This is a genomic window from Bacillus sp. CHD6a, assembly GCF_001293645.1.
Classification (GTDB): Bacteria; Bacillota; Bacilli; order Bacillales; family Bacillaceae_I; genus Sutcliffiella_A.
This window is the reverse complement of sequence record NZ_LBMD01000001.1, coordinates 309,500-327,410: the sequence shown is the minus strand read 5'-3', so window position 1 is coordinate 327,410 and position 17,911 is coordinate 309,500. Positions and strand designations below refer to the sequence as shown.

At 40.2% G+C, this 17,911-nt stretch carries 19 protein-coding genes and 1 pseudogene; 18 read left to right on the top strand and 2 right to left on the bottom strand.

From position 1 onward, the window contains the following. The first annotated feature begins 13 nt into the window (after positions 1-13). The 4 genes from AAV98_RS01680 to AAV98_RS01665 all read left to right on the top strand — a co-directional run bounded on the left by AAV98_RS01680 (position 14) and on the right by AAV98_RS01665 (position 3,072). Positions 14-607 carry an alpha/beta hydrolase gene (locus AAV98_RS01680; RefSeq protein ID WP_060663816.1) on the top strand — a complete coding sequence of 198 codons (594 nt, stop codon included), beginning with the start codon at positions 14-16 and terminating at the stop codon, positions 605-607. 129 nt (positions 608-736) lie between these two features. Beyond that, positions 737-1,078 carry a YojF family protein gene (locus tag AAV98_RS01675; RefSeq protein WP_060663815.1) on the top strand — a complete coding sequence of 114 codons (342 nt, stop codon included), beginning with the start codon at positions 737-739 and terminating at the stop codon, positions 1,076-1,078. A 20-nt stretch (positions 1,079-1,098) separates the two neighbouring features. Further along, positions 1,099-1,764 (top strand): bacillithiol biosynthesis deacetylase BshB2, encoded by a 666-nt coding sequence (bshB2, locus tag AAV98_RS01670; RefSeq protein ID WP_060663814.1) that lies wholly within the window; start codon positions 1,099-1,101, stop codon positions 1,762-1,764. A gap of 117 nt (positions 1,765-1,881) precedes the next feature. Continuing rightward, entirely contained in the window at positions 1,882-3,072 is a 1,191-nt protein-coding gene (locus AAV98_RS01665; RefSeq protein ID WP_060663813.1) for a DUF2812 domain-containing protein, read from the top strand. 99 nt (positions 3,073-3,171) lie between these two features. Here AAV98_RS01665 and AAV98_RS01660 read toward each other — a convergent pair whose 3' ends face one another. Continuing rightward, positions 3,172-3,768, bottom strand: coding sequence for a YdcF family protein (locus AAV98_RS01660; protein WP_060663812.1), 597 nt, complete (start codon positions 3,766-3,768; stop codon positions 3,172-3,174). Between the two features lie 253 nt (positions 3,769-4,021). Between AAV98_RS01660 and AAV98_RS01655 the strand changes: the two are divergent. From AAV98_RS01655 to paaX, 12 genes and pseudogenes are all read left to right on the top strand, one after another. After that, positions 4,022-5,342, top strand: a pseudogene (locus AAV98_RS01655) (phenylacetate--CoA ligase family protein). 87 nt (positions 5,343-5,429) lie between these two features. Next, positions 5,430-6,398, top strand: a complete 969-nt coding sequence (gene paaA, locus AAV98_RS01650) for a 1,2-phenylacetyl-CoA epoxidase subunit PaaA (RefSeq protein ID WP_060663811.1) — start codon at positions 5,430-5,432, stop codon at positions 6,396-6,398. Positions 6,399-6,415: 17 nt separating this feature from the next. Further along, complete coding sequence (gene paaB / locus AAV98_RS01645) at positions 6,416-6,763, top strand: 1,2-phenylacetyl-CoA epoxidase subunit PaaB (RefSeq protein ID WP_060663810.1); 348 nt, start codon at positions 6,416-6,418, stop codon at positions 6,761-6,763. Beyond that, complete coding sequence (gene paaC, locus AAV98_RS01640) at positions 6,760-7,581, top strand: 1,2-phenylacetyl-CoA epoxidase subunit PaaC (protein WP_060663809.1); 822 nt, start codon at positions 6,760-6,762, stop codon at positions 7,579-7,581. Before paaB ends, paaC begins: the two co-directional genes overlap by 4 nt. 42 nt (positions 7,582-7,623) lie before the next feature. Beyond that, the gene (gene paaD / locus AAV98_RS01635) at positions 7,624-8,115 is read left to right on the top strand and encodes a 1,2-phenylacetyl-CoA epoxidase subunit PaaD (protein WP_060663808.1); all 492 of its coding nucleotides are present in this window, start codon (positions 7,624-7,626) and stop codon (positions 8,113-8,115) included. Between the two features lie 92 nt (positions 8,116-8,207). Beyond that, on the top strand, positions 8,208-8,516 hold the full coding sequence (locus tag AAV98_RS01630) for an EthD family reductase (protein ID WP_060663807.1): 309 nt from the start codon (positions 8,208-8,210) through the stop codon (positions 8,514-8,516). Continuing rightward, positions 8,509-9,288, top strand: a complete 780-nt coding sequence (locus AAV98_RS01625; protein ID WP_060663806.1) for an enoyl-CoA hydratase/isomerase family protein — start codon at positions 8,509-8,511, stop codon at positions 9,286-9,288. Before AAV98_RS01630 ends, AAV98_RS01625 begins: the two co-directional genes overlap by 8 nt. 13 nt (positions 9,289-9,301) lie before the next feature. Further along, positions 9,302-10,075: an enoyl-CoA hydratase-related protein gene (locus AAV98_RS01620; RefSeq protein WP_060663805.1), complete on the top strand. Its 774-nt coding sequence runs from the start codon at positions 9,302-9,304 to the stop codon at positions 10,073-10,075. A 24-nt stretch (positions 10,076-10,099) separates the two neighbouring features. After that, positions 10,100-11,617, top strand: coding sequence for an aldehyde dehydrogenase family protein (locus AAV98_RS01615; protein WP_060663804.1), 1,518 nt, complete (start codon positions 10,100-10,102; stop codon positions 11,615-11,617). An 80-nt stretch (positions 11,618-11,697) separates the two neighbouring features. After that, positions 11,698-12,543 (top strand): 3-hydroxyacyl-CoA dehydrogenase, encoded by an 846-nt coding sequence (locus AAV98_RS01610; protein WP_060663803.1) that lies wholly within the window; start codon positions 11,698-11,700, stop codon positions 12,541-12,543. Between the two features lie 21 nt (positions 12,544-12,564). Next, the gene (locus AAV98_RS01605; RefSeq protein ID WP_060663802.1) at positions 12,565-13,776 is read left to right on the top strand and encodes a 3-oxoadipyl-CoA thiolase; all 1,212 of its coding nucleotides are present in this window, start codon (positions 12,565-12,567) and stop codon (positions 13,774-13,776) included. 153 nt (positions 13,777-13,929) lie between these two features. After that, the gene (gene paaX / locus AAV98_RS01600) at positions 13,930-14,805 is read left to right on the top strand and encodes a phenylacetic acid degradation operon negative regulatory protein PaaX (protein WP_060663801.1); all 876 of its coding nucleotides are present in this window, start codon (positions 13,930-13,932) and stop codon (positions 14,803-14,805) included. Between the two features lie 265 nt (positions 14,806-15,070). Here the strand turns inward: paaX and AAV98_RS01595 are convergent, their stop codons facing one another. Next, positions 15,071-15,586 carry a gamma carbonic anhydrase family protein gene (locus AAV98_RS01595; RefSeq protein WP_060663800.1) on the bottom strand — a complete coding sequence of 172 codons (516 nt, stop codon included), beginning with the start codon at positions 15,584-15,586 and terminating at the stop codon, positions 15,071-15,073. Positions 15,587-15,665: 79 nt separating this feature from the next. Between AAV98_RS01595 and AAV98_RS01590 the strand changes: the two genes are divergently transcribed. Then, a complete protein-coding gene (locus tag AAV98_RS01590; RefSeq protein WP_060663799.1) occupies positions 15,666-16,613 on the top strand; it encodes an NAD(P)H-dependent flavin oxidoreductase in 948 nt (315 codons plus the stop codon). 268 nt (positions 16,614-16,881) lie between these two features. After that, positions 16,882-17,880, top strand: a complete 999-nt coding sequence (locus AAV98_RS01585; protein ID WP_060663798.1) for an ABC transporter substrate-binding protein — start codon at positions 16,882-16,884, stop codon at positions 17,878-17,880. The last annotated feature ends 31 nt before the right edge of the window (positions 17,881-17,911 follow it).

Sequence of the window (17,911 nt, the reverse complement as noted above, 5' to 3'; positions counted from 1 at the left end):
GGAGTGACTGATCATGAAACATATATTTAAAAAAGGGTCTAAGCGCGTATTACTGTTATTGCATGGGACAGGTGGAACCGAACAAGATCTTCTTCCACTGGCAGACATGATTGATCCTCAAGCTTCTGTTTTAAGTGTAAGAGGCAACGTTTCTGAAAATGGTATGCCTCGGTTCTTTAGACGACTTTCAGAAGGAGTGTTTGACGAAGAGGATTTGATATTTCGTACAAAGGAACTTCACGACTTTATAGATGAAGCAGCTGCGAAGTATGAATTTGATCGCAGCAATGTCATAGCGGTTGGATACTCAAATGGTGCAAATATTGCTGGTAGTCTTCTTTTCCATTACAAGAACACGCTAAAAGCTGCTGTTTTGTACCATCCGATGGTCCCAAGAAGAGGAGTAGAACTGCCAAACTTAAGTGAAACTCCTGTATTTATTGGCGCAGGAAAAAATGATCCAATTTGCCCTGCTGCAGAAACCGATGAACTTAGCAAGATGCTAAAAAATGCAGGATCAAAGGTCGAGGTTCACTGGGAATATCAAGGACATCAGTTAACACACTCCGAAGTCCAAGCGTCAAAAAAATGGTATGATTCCATCTAATAAAAGCGGAGTGATGTCATATTCACTCCGCTTTCGTATAAATATATGAGCAAACCATTTTCTTTCCATTGCGTCATATATTAAACTGAAGAAAGAAACTAAATCTGTACATAGCGTTGGAGGAACAGAATGAAGATTATTGACCAAAAACATGTGCAAGCCGAATTAAACAAACAGATAGATGTGGAAGTATACGTACATTTGGAGACGACAAATGGAGCTTATGCTGGCCACCACAATACTGGTCTTGCAGTTGGGGCGTTCATACGCAACGTCCCATTGAAATATGAGCGGGCTAAAATAGTTGGGAACGGACCGTACCGAATCGGTTTAAAACTCAAACACGGCTGGGTCTATGCAGAAGGTGTTACACATTATGAAGTGGATGATAAAAATCGTCTGCTGTTGGCAGGTTTAAATCCCGAAGGAAAACTTGCAGTTGCCCTGCAAATTAGTGAGGAGCCATTTTGAGCGAAAGGAGAGAGAGAGTAATGGAAGCAGAAAGGAACGTACTGGTCGTATTCCCACACCCAGATGATGAGGCATTTAGTTCATCTGGCACCATCAAACTTTTTACCCAAAGCGGGGTACCTGTTACCTACTTATGCGGTACCCTTGGACAAATGGGTCGTAATCTTGGCAATCCGCTATTCGCAAACCGTGAGACACTTCCGGAAGTTCGCAGAGAAGAGTTATTGAATGCATGTAAAGTCATGGGAATAGAGGACTTACGCATGCTTGGCCTTCATGATAAAACATTGGAATTTGAAGATGAAGAATACCTGGCAGACATTGTTCATGAAGCGCTGGTAGAGTTGAACCCAAGTTTAGTACTTACTTTTTACCCAGAGCACGGGGTTCATCCAGACCACGATGCTATGAGTAATGCAGTCGCAATTGCAGTCAGAAGGCTACCCGAACAGGACAGACCAACCGTATATGGGAAAGCCATTTTGAAGAATAGTGTTGAGTTAATCGGTGAACCAGATGTGACGATTGATATTCGCTCGGTTGCGGAGGAGAAGCTGGAAGCCATTAAAGCACACAAATCCCAAACAAGCGGCTGGGTAGAGCTGATGGAGAAACAATTAAAGGAAAATGCACCGGAAATAGAGGATTGGTTGTACCGAGAAACATTCTGGACGTATAAAGTGTAAGAGAAATCAGGAGATTAGGTCTCCTGTTTTTTTATGTTTAAACTAGTATATATTTGAAAATATTCCCTTTACCCCCAAATCGTTCTTATATACTATTAAGGTTAGAGAGAAGATCAGTTGGGGAAGGATGAACAACATTTGAGTACTAAGAAGATAAAAATTTTATGGTTGGACTTATGGCAGATAGCCGAACAAGAAGCATGGCTTTCTGATATGGCCGCAAAAGGCTGGGAACTTACCAAAATAACAAGACTGACCGCTCATTTTAAAAAGGCCGAACCTCAGAAGATCATCTATAAAACAGACATTTTGAAAGAACCGATCAATCAAAATTCAGACCGAATGGAACAAAATGAACAAGCGGGATGGAAATATGTTGCTTCGAGAGGTCACCTGCATTTCTTCCGGAACAATTTTGATAGCTCTGTAAAAGAAATCCATACAGACCCAATCCACCAAGCAGAAACTGTAAAAATATTAAATATTAGTTTAAAAACAAGAGCATATTTCATAGCTTTACTTACATTGATAGGGGCGGCTTTGTCTGTATTCATGCTTACATTAGATCCTGTTAAAAACTATCTTAATGATGAGTTTTTGTCGCCCATCATACAAATCTTTATCTTTATTGGTGTGAATTTGTTGATTTTAAAAGGATTATTTCACTTGAAAAAGTTAATGAAAGTATTACAATCCAACAAAAGAATTTCACCTGATTCTAACTTTCGAAAAAAATATTTGCTGAATAAACTAATTGGATTAAGCGTGATTATGTTTTTTGCAGTCATTTTCATATATCAACTTAGTAAATTGGGCAACTCAACATTATCAAATAGTTTTCCGCCTATTCCAAAAGGGGAGTTACCAGTCATCCAGATTAAAGATTTTACGAATGGTAACAATCATAAGCCTTATTTTAACAATAAAAATAATAATCGTGACAATTTCTACTTTGAAAGTTCTAGCATCCTTGTACCTAAGCAATACGAACTCAATCAACTTGTCGAAGTAAAAGGAGAGAAATGGGAAAATGGAAGTGGACCTTATCGTCCTTCCTTGACATCACGTCAATATATTGCCCTGAACGAGGTATTGGCTAAAAGATTGATGCAACATTTAATAGACAGGGAAGAAGAGCTTCAAAGTGGGAATGCTTCTTTTCCTGAAACAACAGCTTTTGATGAGTTGGTTGTATTAGAGAATTCTATTTTATCGAGAAAGGGACACGTTATTTATTATGTGACTTATTATGGGAAAGAACCAGTTGAGAAAGTAATAAATGCAATGGAATTATTAATATCGGATTAAACGCGGAGGAGCTAATTACCTCTGCTTTTTTGCATATGGGACTAGTGTTGGTATTATGTCAATAGAAATGGAAAACTAGCAGTACTATTGTAGGGAAAATTACCTGAATGGTAAACTAAAGATATAACCGATATAATAGAACAACTCTCGTAAGAAGAATGGAACTTTACTTTTAAAGGTCTTATATACGGAACTTTGGGTAGGTGAAGAGTATGCCTCCATTCCTAGGTTTTTTGCCATTAGATTTGCTCTTTTCATATGCAAAGGGTCACTTACGATAGTAAATGTTTTCATGTTCTTCTCATTCGCAATTTCATATGCGTATAATAGATTTTCTTCTGTAATTTTTGATTTAGTCTCAATAAGAATATCTTCTGAACTAACATTGTTTTTAATAGCGTAATCCCTTGCTATCTCAGACTCTGCCAATTCATCATCCTTGCCTTTACCACCAGTAAAGATAATTTTATCTACATAATCATTCTGATAAAGCCAAATCGAATGATTTATCCTCTCACGCAAAACAGGAGATGGTTCCTTACCCCAAGCAGCAGCACCAAGCACGACAGCCGCATCAGTTTTAACTAATTGATTTTTGCTCCCAAACGACCAAATGCTAATAGCTGAATAGCTTATGAAAATAAGAAAAGTAACTATAATGGTAAAGACTAATCTTAGTCCGAACTTCTTGGTCAATTTGAATCAATCCTTTCCATACAATTTCTGTCTCCTACCTCATATTTTATTTACCTACATTATTTAACAATTGTTCGATTTAATCAAATATCAACAAAGTTATTACACAAAACCTAACATTAAAAAGAATCTTCAGAATTATCAGTTGACATTTCTTCCCTTCAAGGTTATTTTAATGGTGTTGAATAATATTACATAATGTATCATGTCGGAATAATTTCGTTATATTAAAAAAGTGAAAGGGGAAATATCGATGATCTTACATGATCCTGAAACCCTATCTTTATCAGAGATGCAACTCCTTCAATCCTCCAGGTTGAAAGAAACAGTAAAGAAAGTCTTTCAACATGTTCCTTTTTACAGACAAAAAATTTCTAACTTAACGATTACACCTTTGGATATTCAAACCATTGATGACATTCACAAACTGCCTTTTACAACTAAAAAAGAACTGCGCGAGAACTATCCTTTTGGATTAATTGCTATTCCGAGAAGTCAAATTACACGGCTTCATGCCTCATCTGGAACAAGCGGGAAGCCTACTGTTGTTGCCTATTCCCAAGAGGATATCGATATGTGGAGCGATATAGTAGCACGTGCCATTTCCATGGCTGGGGGAAAGAAAGGAGACATCCTTCATAATGCTTACGGTTACGGTCTTTTTACAGGAGGACTAGGGCTCCATTATGGCAGTGAAAAACTCGGGATGATCACAGTTCCGGTATCTGGCGGAAACACAGACAGGCAAATACAATTAATTCAGGATTTCCAGCCAACTGTTATTTGTGGGACACCCTCCTATATTCTCAATATTGCTGACAGAATTGATAGATTTAGGTATTAATCCAAAAGAGACTTCTTTACAATATGGAATTTTTGGAGCAGAGCCTTGGTCGGAAGAGATGAGAAATACATTAGAAAATAAATTAGCTATCAAAGCATGCGATATTTACGGTTTAAGTGAAGTAATCGGTCCTGGTGTGGCAATGGAATGTCAGGAGGCGAAGGATGGTCTGCATATTGCAGAAGATCATTTTTATGTAGAAGTTATTGATCCCAAAACCCTGGAGGTATTGCCAGAGGGAGAAGTAGGAGAACTTGTATTTACTAGTCTTACAAAGCAAGCTATGCCAATCATACGGTACAGAACAGGTGATATAGCTTCTATTAAAAGAGAGGAATGCGTATGCGGCCGGACGACAACAAAAATGTCGAGAGTCAAAGGAAGAGTAGATGATATGTTAATTATTAGAGGGGTAAATATCTTCCCTTCTGAAATTGAACATACCTTGCTGCAAATAAAAGATCTAGCACCACATTATCAGTTGCTCGTCTCTCGTGAGAAAAATTTAGATTCAGTAGAGGTTCAGGTAGAAATGCAAGCGCATACATTCCGGCAAACAGAATTAGATAAAAGGCAGGATCAGATGAAAATCATCGCACAAAAGGTGGAATATGATTTAAAGACGAAATGCTTGATTCATGTAAAAGCAAGTGTTGTTGAACCTCGAACTATTCCGCGTTCTGAAGGGAAAGCGGTACGTATTGTCGATACAAGGTTTTCTCACGCTTAAAAGTTCAGAACTTTCTGTGTTGAAAAACGTATAACATTATATTATAATGACGTTAAATAAACGTTATAGAAATAGGAGGCGGCGAAAATGACTAACACATTATCGTTTGACCGCTTGACGGAAGAAGAGAAACTTGAGCATTTTATGCAACGGATCCAGGCAGGGGAAAAGATTGAAGCAGATGATTGGATGCCGGAAGAATATCGTAAGACATTAATTAAACTAATCTCCATGCATGCAATCAGCGAAATAATGGGAGCGCTTCCAGAGAAAGAATGGGTACCAAAAGCTCCTACTTTAAAAAGAAAGCTCGGGATCATGGCAAAAGTTCAAGATGAAATGGGCCATGGACAGCTTCTGTTGCGAGTGGCAGAAGATTTGATGGAACCTTACGGGAAATCCCGTGAAGAAATAATGCAAGATTTATTTTCGGGAGATTTAAAGTTTCATAATGTTTTTCACATGGAAGCACCAACATGGGGCGATGCAGGTCTTATCGGATGGCTTGTTGACGGGGCGGCCATCATATCCCAGACCAATATGTTAGATGCATCTTATGGGCCTTATGCGAGGGCCCTAAAGAGAATATGTGCAGAAGAAGTTTTTCATGCTCAACACGGCGAGGCAATTATTATGGCGCTTGCAGAAGGAACAGAAGCACAAAGAAGTATGATCCAAGATTCGATCAATCGCTGGTGGGAAGCATTATTAATGTTCTTTGGACCTGCAGATGCTTCGACAACTGGTACATCAAAGCAAGATATCACAATGAAGTATAATATCCGCACCAAAAGCAACGAAGAACTGCGGCAAGATTTTTTTACAAAGTATATCCCGAGAGTTTTATCCCTTGGTTTGACCTTGCCAGATGAAACGATGCACTATGATGAAAAGGAAGAAAAATGGAAATACAAACAACCGAATTGGAACAACTTTAAAGATATTATCAAAAATAAAGGTCCCAAATCACAGGATCGCCTGAGGTTGAGGATAATAGCACATGAAAATAATGCATGGGTTCGTGAAGCGTTAAGCTCCGAAACATCAGCAGGGTGAGGGGAGGAGCTTAGAAGTTGAGTACAAAAGGCTTTTATAAAGAATTTGAAGTGTTTAGTAAAAGAACCCATACAGCTCCCATGCAATATCAGTTCAGCCTTCTTGCTCCTAACAAGGAGATTGCTCTTGTCATGGCACAAGAAAACTTTATGAGGCGGGAACCTGCCGTAGATATTTGGGTGGTACAACGCGGTGATATTAGGAAAATGTCTCAAGAGGAGCGTCAATCTTTACAGAGAATTGACAACAAGGACTACCGAAATACGAAAGGTTATGGGTATTTGAAGAAAAAATGGCGCCATTATGAACAGGGGATGCTTGATGAGCAGGAAATCATGTCTTGGGGAGGGAAGAAAAAAGGATGAATATAGCAACGATAGAAGAAGCCAAAAGGGATGCATCCTATTATAAGGCCCTAACAGCGTTATTATATCAACTGGCAGACGACGATTTTATTATAGCTTATCGAGGTTCTGAATGGCTGGGCCTTGCACCGCATATTGAAGAAGACGTTGCTTTTTCTTCCATAAACCAAGATACGATGGGGCATGCCGCTATGTATTATCAACTGCTTGAAGATCTCGGTGAAGGGGATATGGATGCACTTGCACATGGAAGAAAAGCAGCAGATAGAGTGAACGCGGTTCTGTTGGAAAAAGTGAATGGTTCTGGGACCTATCTCACCGAACCTAAATATGATTGGGCATATACAGTCGTAAGACATTATTTTTACACCCAGGCCAAAAAATTAAAAGTGGAGGCATTGAAAAATTCCTCCTATGAACCTTTGAAACATGTAGCAGTAAAAGTAAATATGGAACTTTATTATCACTTGTTGCACTGGAGAACATGGTTCAGACAATTGTGTACAGCAAATGGAGAAGCTAAGACCAGGATGAAAGCAGCAATTGATAGAGTGATGGAAGACTTAGATGGCGTCCTGTCACTGGGTCCGAGTGGTAATCAGATCACTCAACACCAATTACTAGATTCAGAAGAGAATATTCGCAAACAATTTACTGATGAGATGGCGACAATGTTTGAAAAAGTAGAAATGACGTTCCCAACCATTAATAAAAGCCAAAGTGCTAACGGCAGACAAGGTGAACATACCAAGGATTTGGAAGATGCGCTTTTAACGCTTAGCGAAGTCTATAATAGCAATCCAGCTGCAGTTTGGTAACAACTTACACCTTTTAGCCCAACAAAAAGGAATGATGACATCATGCAGGAAGAAGCAAATATCATAAAGGTTTGGGATGCCCTGCAGCATGTAAAAGATCCTGAAATAGATTCTGTCAGTATTGTGGATCTTGGAATGGTGGAAGCAATCGATATGATCAATAATCAGATAACTATTCAGATGTTGCCTACATTCATGGGATGTCCAGCCCTAGAAATTATTAAAAAGAATGTAGAAAACGAGATTAATAACTTAGCATTATTTAACAAAGTGGAGGTTCAATTTATCTACCAGCCACCGTGGACTTCTGACCGTATAACAGCACAAGGCAGAATTCATTTAAAAGAATTTGGGATTGCTCCACCCCCGAAACTGGATGATTCAGGGGAATGGCATGTGGATTGCCCTTATTGCGGATCGACCTATACAACATTGGATAACATCTTTGGCCCGACCGCTTGTAGAAGCATTCTCTACTGCAAAGGATGCAAAAATCCTTTTGAAGCAATGAAACCAGTGTCAACCATGATGTAAGTACCAATGCCTTGCAGAGAAACATTCTGTCGGGCAATTACATAAATAACCGCTCTGACAAAGTTCTGAGCCCATAAAAGGAGAGATTTAGAATGGTAAAATTAATTGCGCTTTATAAACATCCGGAAAACAAGGAAGCTTTTGATCAGCACTACTTTGACACGCATGCACCTATTACTGCTAAGATTCCTGGCTTACGCAAAATGGAAGTAACGAAAGTAGTAGGCAGTCCAATGGGTGGAGAGGGCAAGTACTATTTAATGTGTGAAATGTATTACGATAGCCAAGACGCTTTAAAGCAAGCGATGAGAACGGATGAAGCAAAAGCATCTGGAAAGGATTTAATGAGCTTTGCCGGCGATCTTGTCACCTTAATGATTGGTGAAGAAGTGAATGAGTAACACGTACGAATATATCGAAGTTTCCATTGAAAGCTCGATAGGCATCATCAAACTCAATAGACCTAAAGTGTTGAACGCAATCAATCGCCCCATGGTTACAGAAATTGTGACGGTATTAGAAGAGTTTGACCGAAATGATGAAGTAAAAGCTATGGTACTGGCAGGAAACGGACGCGCGTTTGCAGCTGGGGCGGATATTGATGAAATGGCAGAAGCTACAGCAATCGAACTTGAACTGTTAAATCAATTCACTGAATGGGACCGTCTTGCTTGGGTAAAGAAACCTATTATTGGAGCAGTTCAAGGGTTTGCCCTTGGGGGAGGCTTTGAACTTGCTCTGTGTTGTGACATCTTATTCGCAGCACAGGATGCCGAGTTCGGCTTTCCTGAAATTAGCCTCGGTGTTATGCCTGGGGCTGGAGGAACCCAGAGATTGACGAAACTAATGGGAAAATCAAAAGCAATGGAGTGGCTGCTCACAGGTGACAGAATGAGTGCGAAAGAAGCATTGCACTATGGAGTCATCAACCGGGTCATCCCGAAAGAACTATTACTGGAAGAGACCATGAATTTTGCCCAGAAAATTGCTAAACAACCACCTCTTTCCCTTCGGTTAATCAAAGAATCCGTCCATAAGGCAGTGGACTATTCTGTGTATGAAGGGATGCAATACGAGCGAAAGAATTTTTATCTTTTGTTTGCATCCAACGATCAAAAAGAAGGCATGCGTGCATTTAAAGAAAAGCGTAAGCCTAAATTTGAAGGGGAATAAGGGGGGAGATTCCATGTTTGAAACCATTAAATATGAAGTAGTAAACCAGGTTGCATGGGTCATCATGAACCGGCCGGATAAATTGAATGCGTTTACAGAGCAGATGAACAAAGAGATTACCAAAGCATTAAAACAGGCAAGTGTGGATGAGAGAGTTCGGGCCATTGTCATTACTGGGGAAGGCAGGGCATTCTCCTCCGGTCAGGACCTTGCAGAAGTGGATGAAAATATGGATCACGGGCATGTCTTACGTACAAGGTATGGCCCAATGATGAAACAATTGTCCCGATGTGAAAAGCCTGTCATTGCTGCGATAAATGGAGTTGCTGCCGGTGCAGGTTTCAGCCTTGCCTTAGCATGTGATTTTCGTCTTGCATCTGAAAAAGCAAGCTTTGTCCAGGCATTCATACATGTTGGGTTAATACCAGACTCTGGGAATCTGTATTTTCTCCCTAAGTTAATAGGTAATGCAAAAGCATTAGAATTAGCTATATTAGGAGAGAAAATTAAAGCAGATCAAGCAAAAGAATACGGACTTGTTACCAAAGTGGTCCCTGTAAACAGTTGGAACGAAGAAGTGGAAGCATTTGCGAACAAACTTGCTAACATGCCTACACAAGCTATTGGACTCATTAAACGATCCATACAAGCGAGTTGGAATGTTACGTATGAGGAGTATTTGGAGCAAGAAGCATATGGGCAGAGAATTGCCGGTCTATCTGAAGATCACAAAGAAGGGGTAACTTCTTTTATAGAGAAGAGGAAACCGGCTTTTAAAGGGAGATAATAAAAACTTAAAGGAGATGAGAGTATGTCTACAGTAAAAGAGCAAAAAATGGAACAACTAAATATGAAACGAGACACTTATCAACTTATTATCGCAGGACAACGCATGGACAGTTCCACAGGAGAAACGTTTACGACATACAACCCTGCAACTGGAGAAGCGGTTGCAACGATCGCGAAAGCTTCTAAAGAGGATGCGGAAAAAGCTGTTCAAGCTGCGCGTCAGGCCTTTTATAAAGGAAAATGGAAACTGTTTCCTTTAAATAAACGTGCAAGAACGTTAAATAAAATTGCGTCTATCATGCGTTCCCGTTTCAACGAGCTGGTTGAGTTAGAGATTTTAGATACTGGTAAATCCCTTTCTGCTGCCCAAGGGCAAGTCATGCAAGCAATCGAAGACTTTGAATTCTATGCTGGTGCTATCGTGGGACACCGTGGGTCTGTAAACAATGTTCCAGGACAATTCCAGAACTTCACAGAAAAAGAACCGGTAGGTGTGTGTGCACAAATCATCCCATGGAACTATCCATTAATGATGGCAGCATGGAAGATTGCCCCGGCAATAGCAGTAGGTTGTTCCGTTGTTGTTAAACCAGCTACATTAACTCCGCTAACCGCCATCGTATTAGGTGAAATATGCGTGGAGGCAGGAGTACCAGAGGGAGTTGTCAACATCATCCCTGGAGCTGGATCTGAAATTGGAAACTACTTGGTTGAGCATCCTCAAGTAGACAAGGTAGCTTTCACAGGCTCTACACCAATCGGAAAAGACATCATGGAGAAAGCTTCCCAAACACTTAAACGAGTAACATTGGAACTTGGCGGCAAGTCTCCTAATCTAGTGTTTGAAGATGCAGACATTGATGCAGCAGTAGATGGGTCGTTGTTTGGAATTTTCTATAACACAGGACAATCTTGTGAGGCACGATCTCGTCTGTATGTTCACGAAGATATTTATGAGACGTTCATGGAGAAGTTCGTAGAAAAAGCGAAAAAACTTTCTCTTGGTGATCCTTTTGCAAAAGAAACGCATATAGGTGCGATCATCAACCAAGGTCAGTTAGATGTAATTGACGGATATGTTCAATCTGCAAAAGAAGAAGGAGCTAACATCGTTTTAGGTGGTAAAGTGGCTAAAGTGGAAGGTTATGAAAATGGTTTTTGGTATGAGCCAACCATTATCACAGGTGTTACACATGAAATGAAAGTGGTAAAAGAGGAGATTTTCGGGCCTGTAGTAGTCGTTATGCCATTTAGCGATGAGAAAGAAGCGGTTAAACTTGCAAATGACAGCGAATATGGTCTAGGCTCAGCTATCTGGACGAAAGATCATGGCCGTGCTACACGTGTTGCAAAACAGATTCAAGCAGGTATTGTTATGGTCAACTGCCCATTCTCTGCATTCCCTGGAACGCCGTTTGGAGGATACAAGCAATCCGGATTCGGCCGTGAGCTTTGCATTGAAACACTTGATCTTTACACAGAAACGAAGAGCATCATTTCCTATTTTGGAAATCGTCCGCTTAATCCGTTTGGTGTATAAATAGAATAATTTTCTTTCTGGAGCAAAGGGGCATGGTCCTCTTTGCTTTTTTTACAGCATGATGAAGGAGGAGAGTCTACATGAAAAAAGTAGTGGTCATCGGTTCAGGAGTTATGGGCCGTGGAATTGCCTATGTAAGTGCGCTAGGCGGGTACCAAACTACATTGGTTGATGTTAAAGAAGAACAACTTGAAGGAGCTAGAAAAGAAATAGAGCTCATCATTTCCAAAGGGTTGGAAAAAGGAAAATTAACAGAGCAAGCTGCAGAAGAATTAAGGGACAGCCTTTTTTACTCGACAGATCTTGAGGAAGCTGTGAACGAAGCCAATCTTATCATTGAGGCGGTACCTGAAAACATAAATATCAAAAAATCCGTCTTCGAAAAAATCGACAAGGTTGCCCCTTCGCGTTGTTATTTTGCTTCCAACACCTCTACCATGAGTCCGACCGAAATAGGAAGCTTCACATCGAGACCCGAAAAAGTTATCGCGATGCACTTTTTTAATCCTGTACATAAAATGAAACTGGTCGAAATTGTCCGTGGTTTGGAAACAAGTGACGAAACCGTTGAATTTATCAGAGATGTAGCAGAAAAAATGGGGAAAGAAACGGTTGTTGTAAATGAATTTCCCGGCTTTGTAACAAGTAGAATTAGTGCCCTTGTCGGAAATGAAGCCTTTTATATGCTTCAAGAAGGGGTAGGTACACCAGAAGAAATAGATAAAGCGATCAAACTGGGACTCAATTATCCGATGGGGCCTTTTGAACTCGGAGATCTCGTTGGATTGGATACCCGTCTAAATAACCTAAAATATTTGCATGAAAAGTTAGGGGAAAAGTATCGCCCGGCACCTCTGCTAGAAAAGTATGTGAAAGCTGGAAGATTGGGCAGGAAAAGTGGAAAAGGAGTCTATGACTACCAATAATCAACGAGAGAGGTGTTCATTATGAAGGAAGTTGTAATAGTAGATGCTTGCCGAACTCCCATTGGAAGGTATAAAGGAGCTTTAAAGGCTGTCCGACCCGATGACCTCGGGGCGATTGTTATTAAAGCCCTTGTAGAAAGAAACCCAAATGTCCCTGTCAATGAAATTGAAGAAGTCGTGTTCGGTAATGCTAATCAGGCAGGAGAAGATAATCGAAATGTCGCCCGGATGAGTGCACTATTGGCTGGTCTTCCGGTAGAGGTGGCAGGAACGACCATTAACCGATTATGTGGTTCTGGTCTTGATGCGGTAAATTATGCAGCACGCGCCATTATGGTGGGAGAAGGGGACATTTTCATCGCTGGAGGAACCGAGAGCATGACAAGGGCTCCATTTGTCATGGGCAAACCAGAAATAGACTACCCCCGTGGCAATATGGAACTCATGGATACAACCATAGGCTGGAGATTTACAAACAGGAAACTTGAAAAAATGTATGGAGTGGACACGATGCCGCAAACCGCGGAGAACGTGGCAAAAGAATTCTCCGTCTCCCGCAAAGATCAAGACGAATTTGCGCATGAAAGCCAGTTAAAAGCTAAATTGGCAATGGAGTCAGGTCGTTTTAAAGAAGAGATGGTACCAGTCACTATTGTGGATAGAAAAGGCAAAGAAACAATTGTGGACTGCGACGAGCACCCTCGACCTGATACTACTTTAGAGAAGCTGAGCCAATTGAAGCCTATTTTTGGTGAAGGGACGACAATCACAGCAGGCAACGCGTCCGGAGTAAATGACGGCGCATCGGCACTGCTGTTGATGAGTGCTGAAAAAGCGAGGGAGCTTGGCTTAAAACCATTAGCAAGGTATGTCACTTCTGCCACTGCTGGACTTACCCCTTCCATCATGGGAATTGGACCAATCTATGCCACTAGGAAGGCAGTTGGTAGGGCAGGTATATCTGTTGGAGATTTGGACCTCATCGAGTTAAATGAAGCATTTGCATCCCAATCACTAGAATGTATGCGACAACTAGAATTAGATCCAAGCATAGTAAATGTTAACGGTGGGGCAATTGCATTTGGCCATCCTCTAGGTGCCAGCGGGGCAAGAATACTTACTACTCTTGTGCATGAAATGAACAAGCGGGAAGTGAGATACGGCCTTGCTACCATGTGTGTAGGCGTTGGTCAAGGGATTGCAACCATAGTTGAGAGACCACAAGAGTCATAGAGCATCATGCTCTATGGTTCTTTGGGGTGTTTTTTTGTTGGGGTTTTTGGATGCGTTTTCCGTTACCATCTTTTCTATAACGCGTTGCTCTGTTAAAATGAAATTACTGTAATATAACGATTTATTTAATGTGGTAGAAAGAGGATGCTGGAAATGAATACAAGATCAATGATTTTTACTTTATATGGTGACTATGTCAGACATTATGGCAACAAAATTTGGATTGGTAGTTTAATCAAACTATTAAATGAATTTGGTCATAACGATCAAGCGGTGCGAGCAGCGATATCACGTATGAACAAGCAGGGATGGGTCCAAGCGGAAAAAAAGGGAAACAAAAGTTATTATTTTTTAACAGACCGCGGCGTGAAAAGAATTGATGAAGCGGCAAAACGTATATTTAAGCTAAAGACAGATAGTTGGGATGGAAAATGGCGTATGCTCATGTATACCATTCCAGAAGAAATCAGAAGTGTTCGGGATGAACTGCGTAAAGAGTTGATTTGGAGTGGATTTGGAACATTATCCAATAGCTGTTGGATTTCACCCAACTCATTAGAAAAGCAGGTACACGACCTCATTGCCAAATACGAAATACAAGAGTATGTCGATTTTTTCGTTTCTGAATACCATGGTCCCTATGAAAATGAACGCCTTGTTATGAAAAGTTGGGATCTTAATGAAATTAATGGGAAATATCAAGAATTCATTCAAGAATACAGCCAAAAATATATCATTGATAAAAATAAAATTGGGAAAGGCCAAATGACAGACGCGGAATGTTTCGTGGAGCGGACCAAGCTTGTGCATGAATACAGAAAGTTCTTATTCGTTGATCCAGGACTGCCAGAAGAGCTTTTACCGGATATGTGGTTAGGCAGCCATGCCGCATCTTTATTTAGTGAGTATTATAAAGAATTGGCAGAGCCTGCTTCCCGCTTTTTTGAAGAGGTTTTTGAAGATGGTAATGAGCTGGATTTGAAAGACAAAAAGTATGATGTGATGAATCATCCTTATATTATGGAGTAAGGAGAGCATTTCCACTTTAGATGGTGGAAGTGCTTTGTTTTTGTGAAGTGAGTGTTTACATAATATTATTATGATCGATATAGTTCGTGTCGATTTTTGTTGAAAGGTAGAAGGTTCTACTTTTAAAAGGTAGAAGATCTCCCTAAAGTTGTAGAACCTAGCAAACTATATCAAAAAGGCAGAACTAATAAACCGAATCATCAAAGATCAAAACAAAAAAAACCGAACCATCTACCCGGCCCGGTCCCACGGGAACTCCCGTCTATCAATCTCCCAATTCCCTCTGATAATCTTTCCCTTTTTGCACATATGTATCAATGGATAGCTGAATGAGCTCCAAATCCCTGTCAGACAATTCACGAATAACTTTACCTGGAGATCCAACAACCAGTGATCGTGGAGGAATTTTTTTGCCTGAAGGAATCAAAGTATTGGCACCAATGATACTTTCTTCGCCAATTTCAGCTCCATCCAATATCGTAGAACCCATTCCTACAATGCATCGTTTTCTAACTGTACAACCATGAAGAATGGCAGTGTGTCCTACTGTTACCTCATCCTCCACCACTAACGGAAATCCTTCGTATAAATGCGCAGTTACATTATCCTGGATGCTGCACTTTTTCCCAATTGTTATTGGTCCTTCATCACCTCGAAGAACGGCGTTAAACCAAACAGTCGACTCTTCTCCAATTGTTACGTTACCGATAATCCGTGCACCTGGTGCAACAAATACAGAATCATGAAGTTGCGGTTTCTTCCCGTCAAAAGGATAAATCATTCATCACTCACTCCCTAATTATTATTGTCTAAATATTAAAATTAGTATAACATTATTTTTACGAGGGGTGAAATAATTGATGAATAAACTACAAGAAATTCTCCACATAAACTTTCCAATAATCCAAGGCGGAATGGGAAATATCAGTAACGCGCCATTAACTGCAGCTGTCTCCAACGCAGGAGGCCTTGGTACAATTGGGGCAGGGACGATGAAGCCAGAAGAAGTGGAACAAATCATCATACAAACGAAAAATCTTACAAATAAACCTTATGCAGTGAATGTTGCGTTGTCGGTTTCTCCATATACAAAAGAGGTTCTAAAACTCATTATTAAGCACCAGGTACCGGTTGTCTCTCTGTCAGCGGGGAATCCAGGGCCTTTTATTCCTAAGTTAAAAGAACATGGGGTAACAGTTATTTGTGTGGTTGCTTCCCCTAAACAGGCCTTGAAAGCAGAAAATGCAGGCGCTGATATTATTGTGGCAGAAGGCTATGAAGCTGCTGGTATAAATTCAAACCTTGAAACAACGACTATGACATTGATTCCACAAGTGGTGGAGGCTGTGTCTATACCGGTTGTAGCCGCTGGGGGGATTGGGAATGGAAGAGGGTTGGCTGCAGCTATTGCCCTTGGTGCCTCTGGAGTGCAGATGGGGACAAGGTTGATTGCTACAAAAGAAGCACCTTTTCATGATCATTATAAGAACTCCATCTTAGCTGCGGACGACCAAGGCACTGTCATTGTCGGCAGAACATTCGGGAGAGTAAGAAGGATCCTGCGCACTCCATATGCTGAGTTGCTTCTAACTAAAGAGACAGAAGGAATTACACTTGAGGAGTTTAATCTAATGACTACGGAAGATCACCATATCAAAGGCGCAGTAGAGGGAGAACTAGAACAAGGTTTTATCAACGGTGGTCAAATATCGAGTATCATAAATACCATACCATCTGTTAGCGAACTATTAGAGCAGATGGTGTCGGAAGCAAAAAAGCAACTTCATAATGCCATGGCGCAATTTTAAGTAGAAATAAACCTCTTTTTCACTCGGAGGTTTCTTTTTATATTTACAAAAAAATAAAAGGGTTTTAGAGAAAAATGGCGTATTTATTGTAGAATAATATATTTATTTAAATTTTTAGAATATATTGACACTATTTGTTTTTTGGTGTTAATATAACGTTGAAAAAACGAATAACGTTTTGTTCATCATAGATAGACTCATAATGTAAACGGTTTCAATAGCTTACATAATTTTATGTAGCTTATAAACATATATAAGGGGGATAAGGATGAAAAAATTTAAGATGAAATCTATTTTAGCTAGTATGGCATGCGCTGCGTTATTGGTGGGTTGCAGTTCTAACTCAACAAGTGGAGATGCAAAGGACGAAGTAGTGATTGGTGTTACCCAAATTGCTGAACATCCTTCTTTAGATGCAGCCTTCGAAGGATTTAAGAAGGCATTAGAAGACAACGGCTATAAAGAAGGCGAGAATGTAAAATATGATGTTCAAAATGCCCAAGGTGATCCAAATAATAACAAGCCTATTGCAGACAAATTTGTTGCAGATGAAGTTGATATGATTTTTGCTAACTCCACTCCAAGTGCGCAAAGTGCTTTACAGGCTACAAAAGATATACCCATCATTTTTACATCTGTAACTGATCCTGTTGGTGCTCAGTTAGTAGAGTCTTTTGAAAAACCAGGAGATAACATTACAGGTACTTCAGATACACACCCTGATGCGATTGCCACTACTATCAATTTCATGATGGAAGAGTTTGGTGCCAAAAAAATCGGTGTTATCTATAATACGGGAGAACAAAACTCCGTTGTTCAAGTAGAAACTGTGAAAGGCCTTGTTGAAGAAAAAGGCGGTTCCTTGGTAGAAGCATCGGTTTCTACATCTGCAGAGGTTCAACAGGCTGCAGAATCTTTAATTGGAAGAGTAGATGCTATTTATATGCCTACTGATAATACCGTTGTATCAGCCATTCAGTCCCTTATTAGTGTGGCAACTACAGAAAAAATACCTTTGTTTGCAGGAGAACTTGATTCTATGAAAGCAGGGGCAGTGGCAGCAAGTGGATTTAACTATTTTGACTTAGGTTATGAGACCGGCTTGATGGCTGTGCAAGTTCTAAAAGGGGAAAAGGACCCTTCTGAAATTCCCGTATCCTATCCAAAGAGCTTGAAGTTAACTATTAATACAGATGCTGCTGAAGCTCAAGGTATGGAAGTACAGGATGCTTGGAGTGAAATGGCAGAGTTTTATGATGAAAAATAAGAATGTATAAGACAACAAGGAGATGATTCTG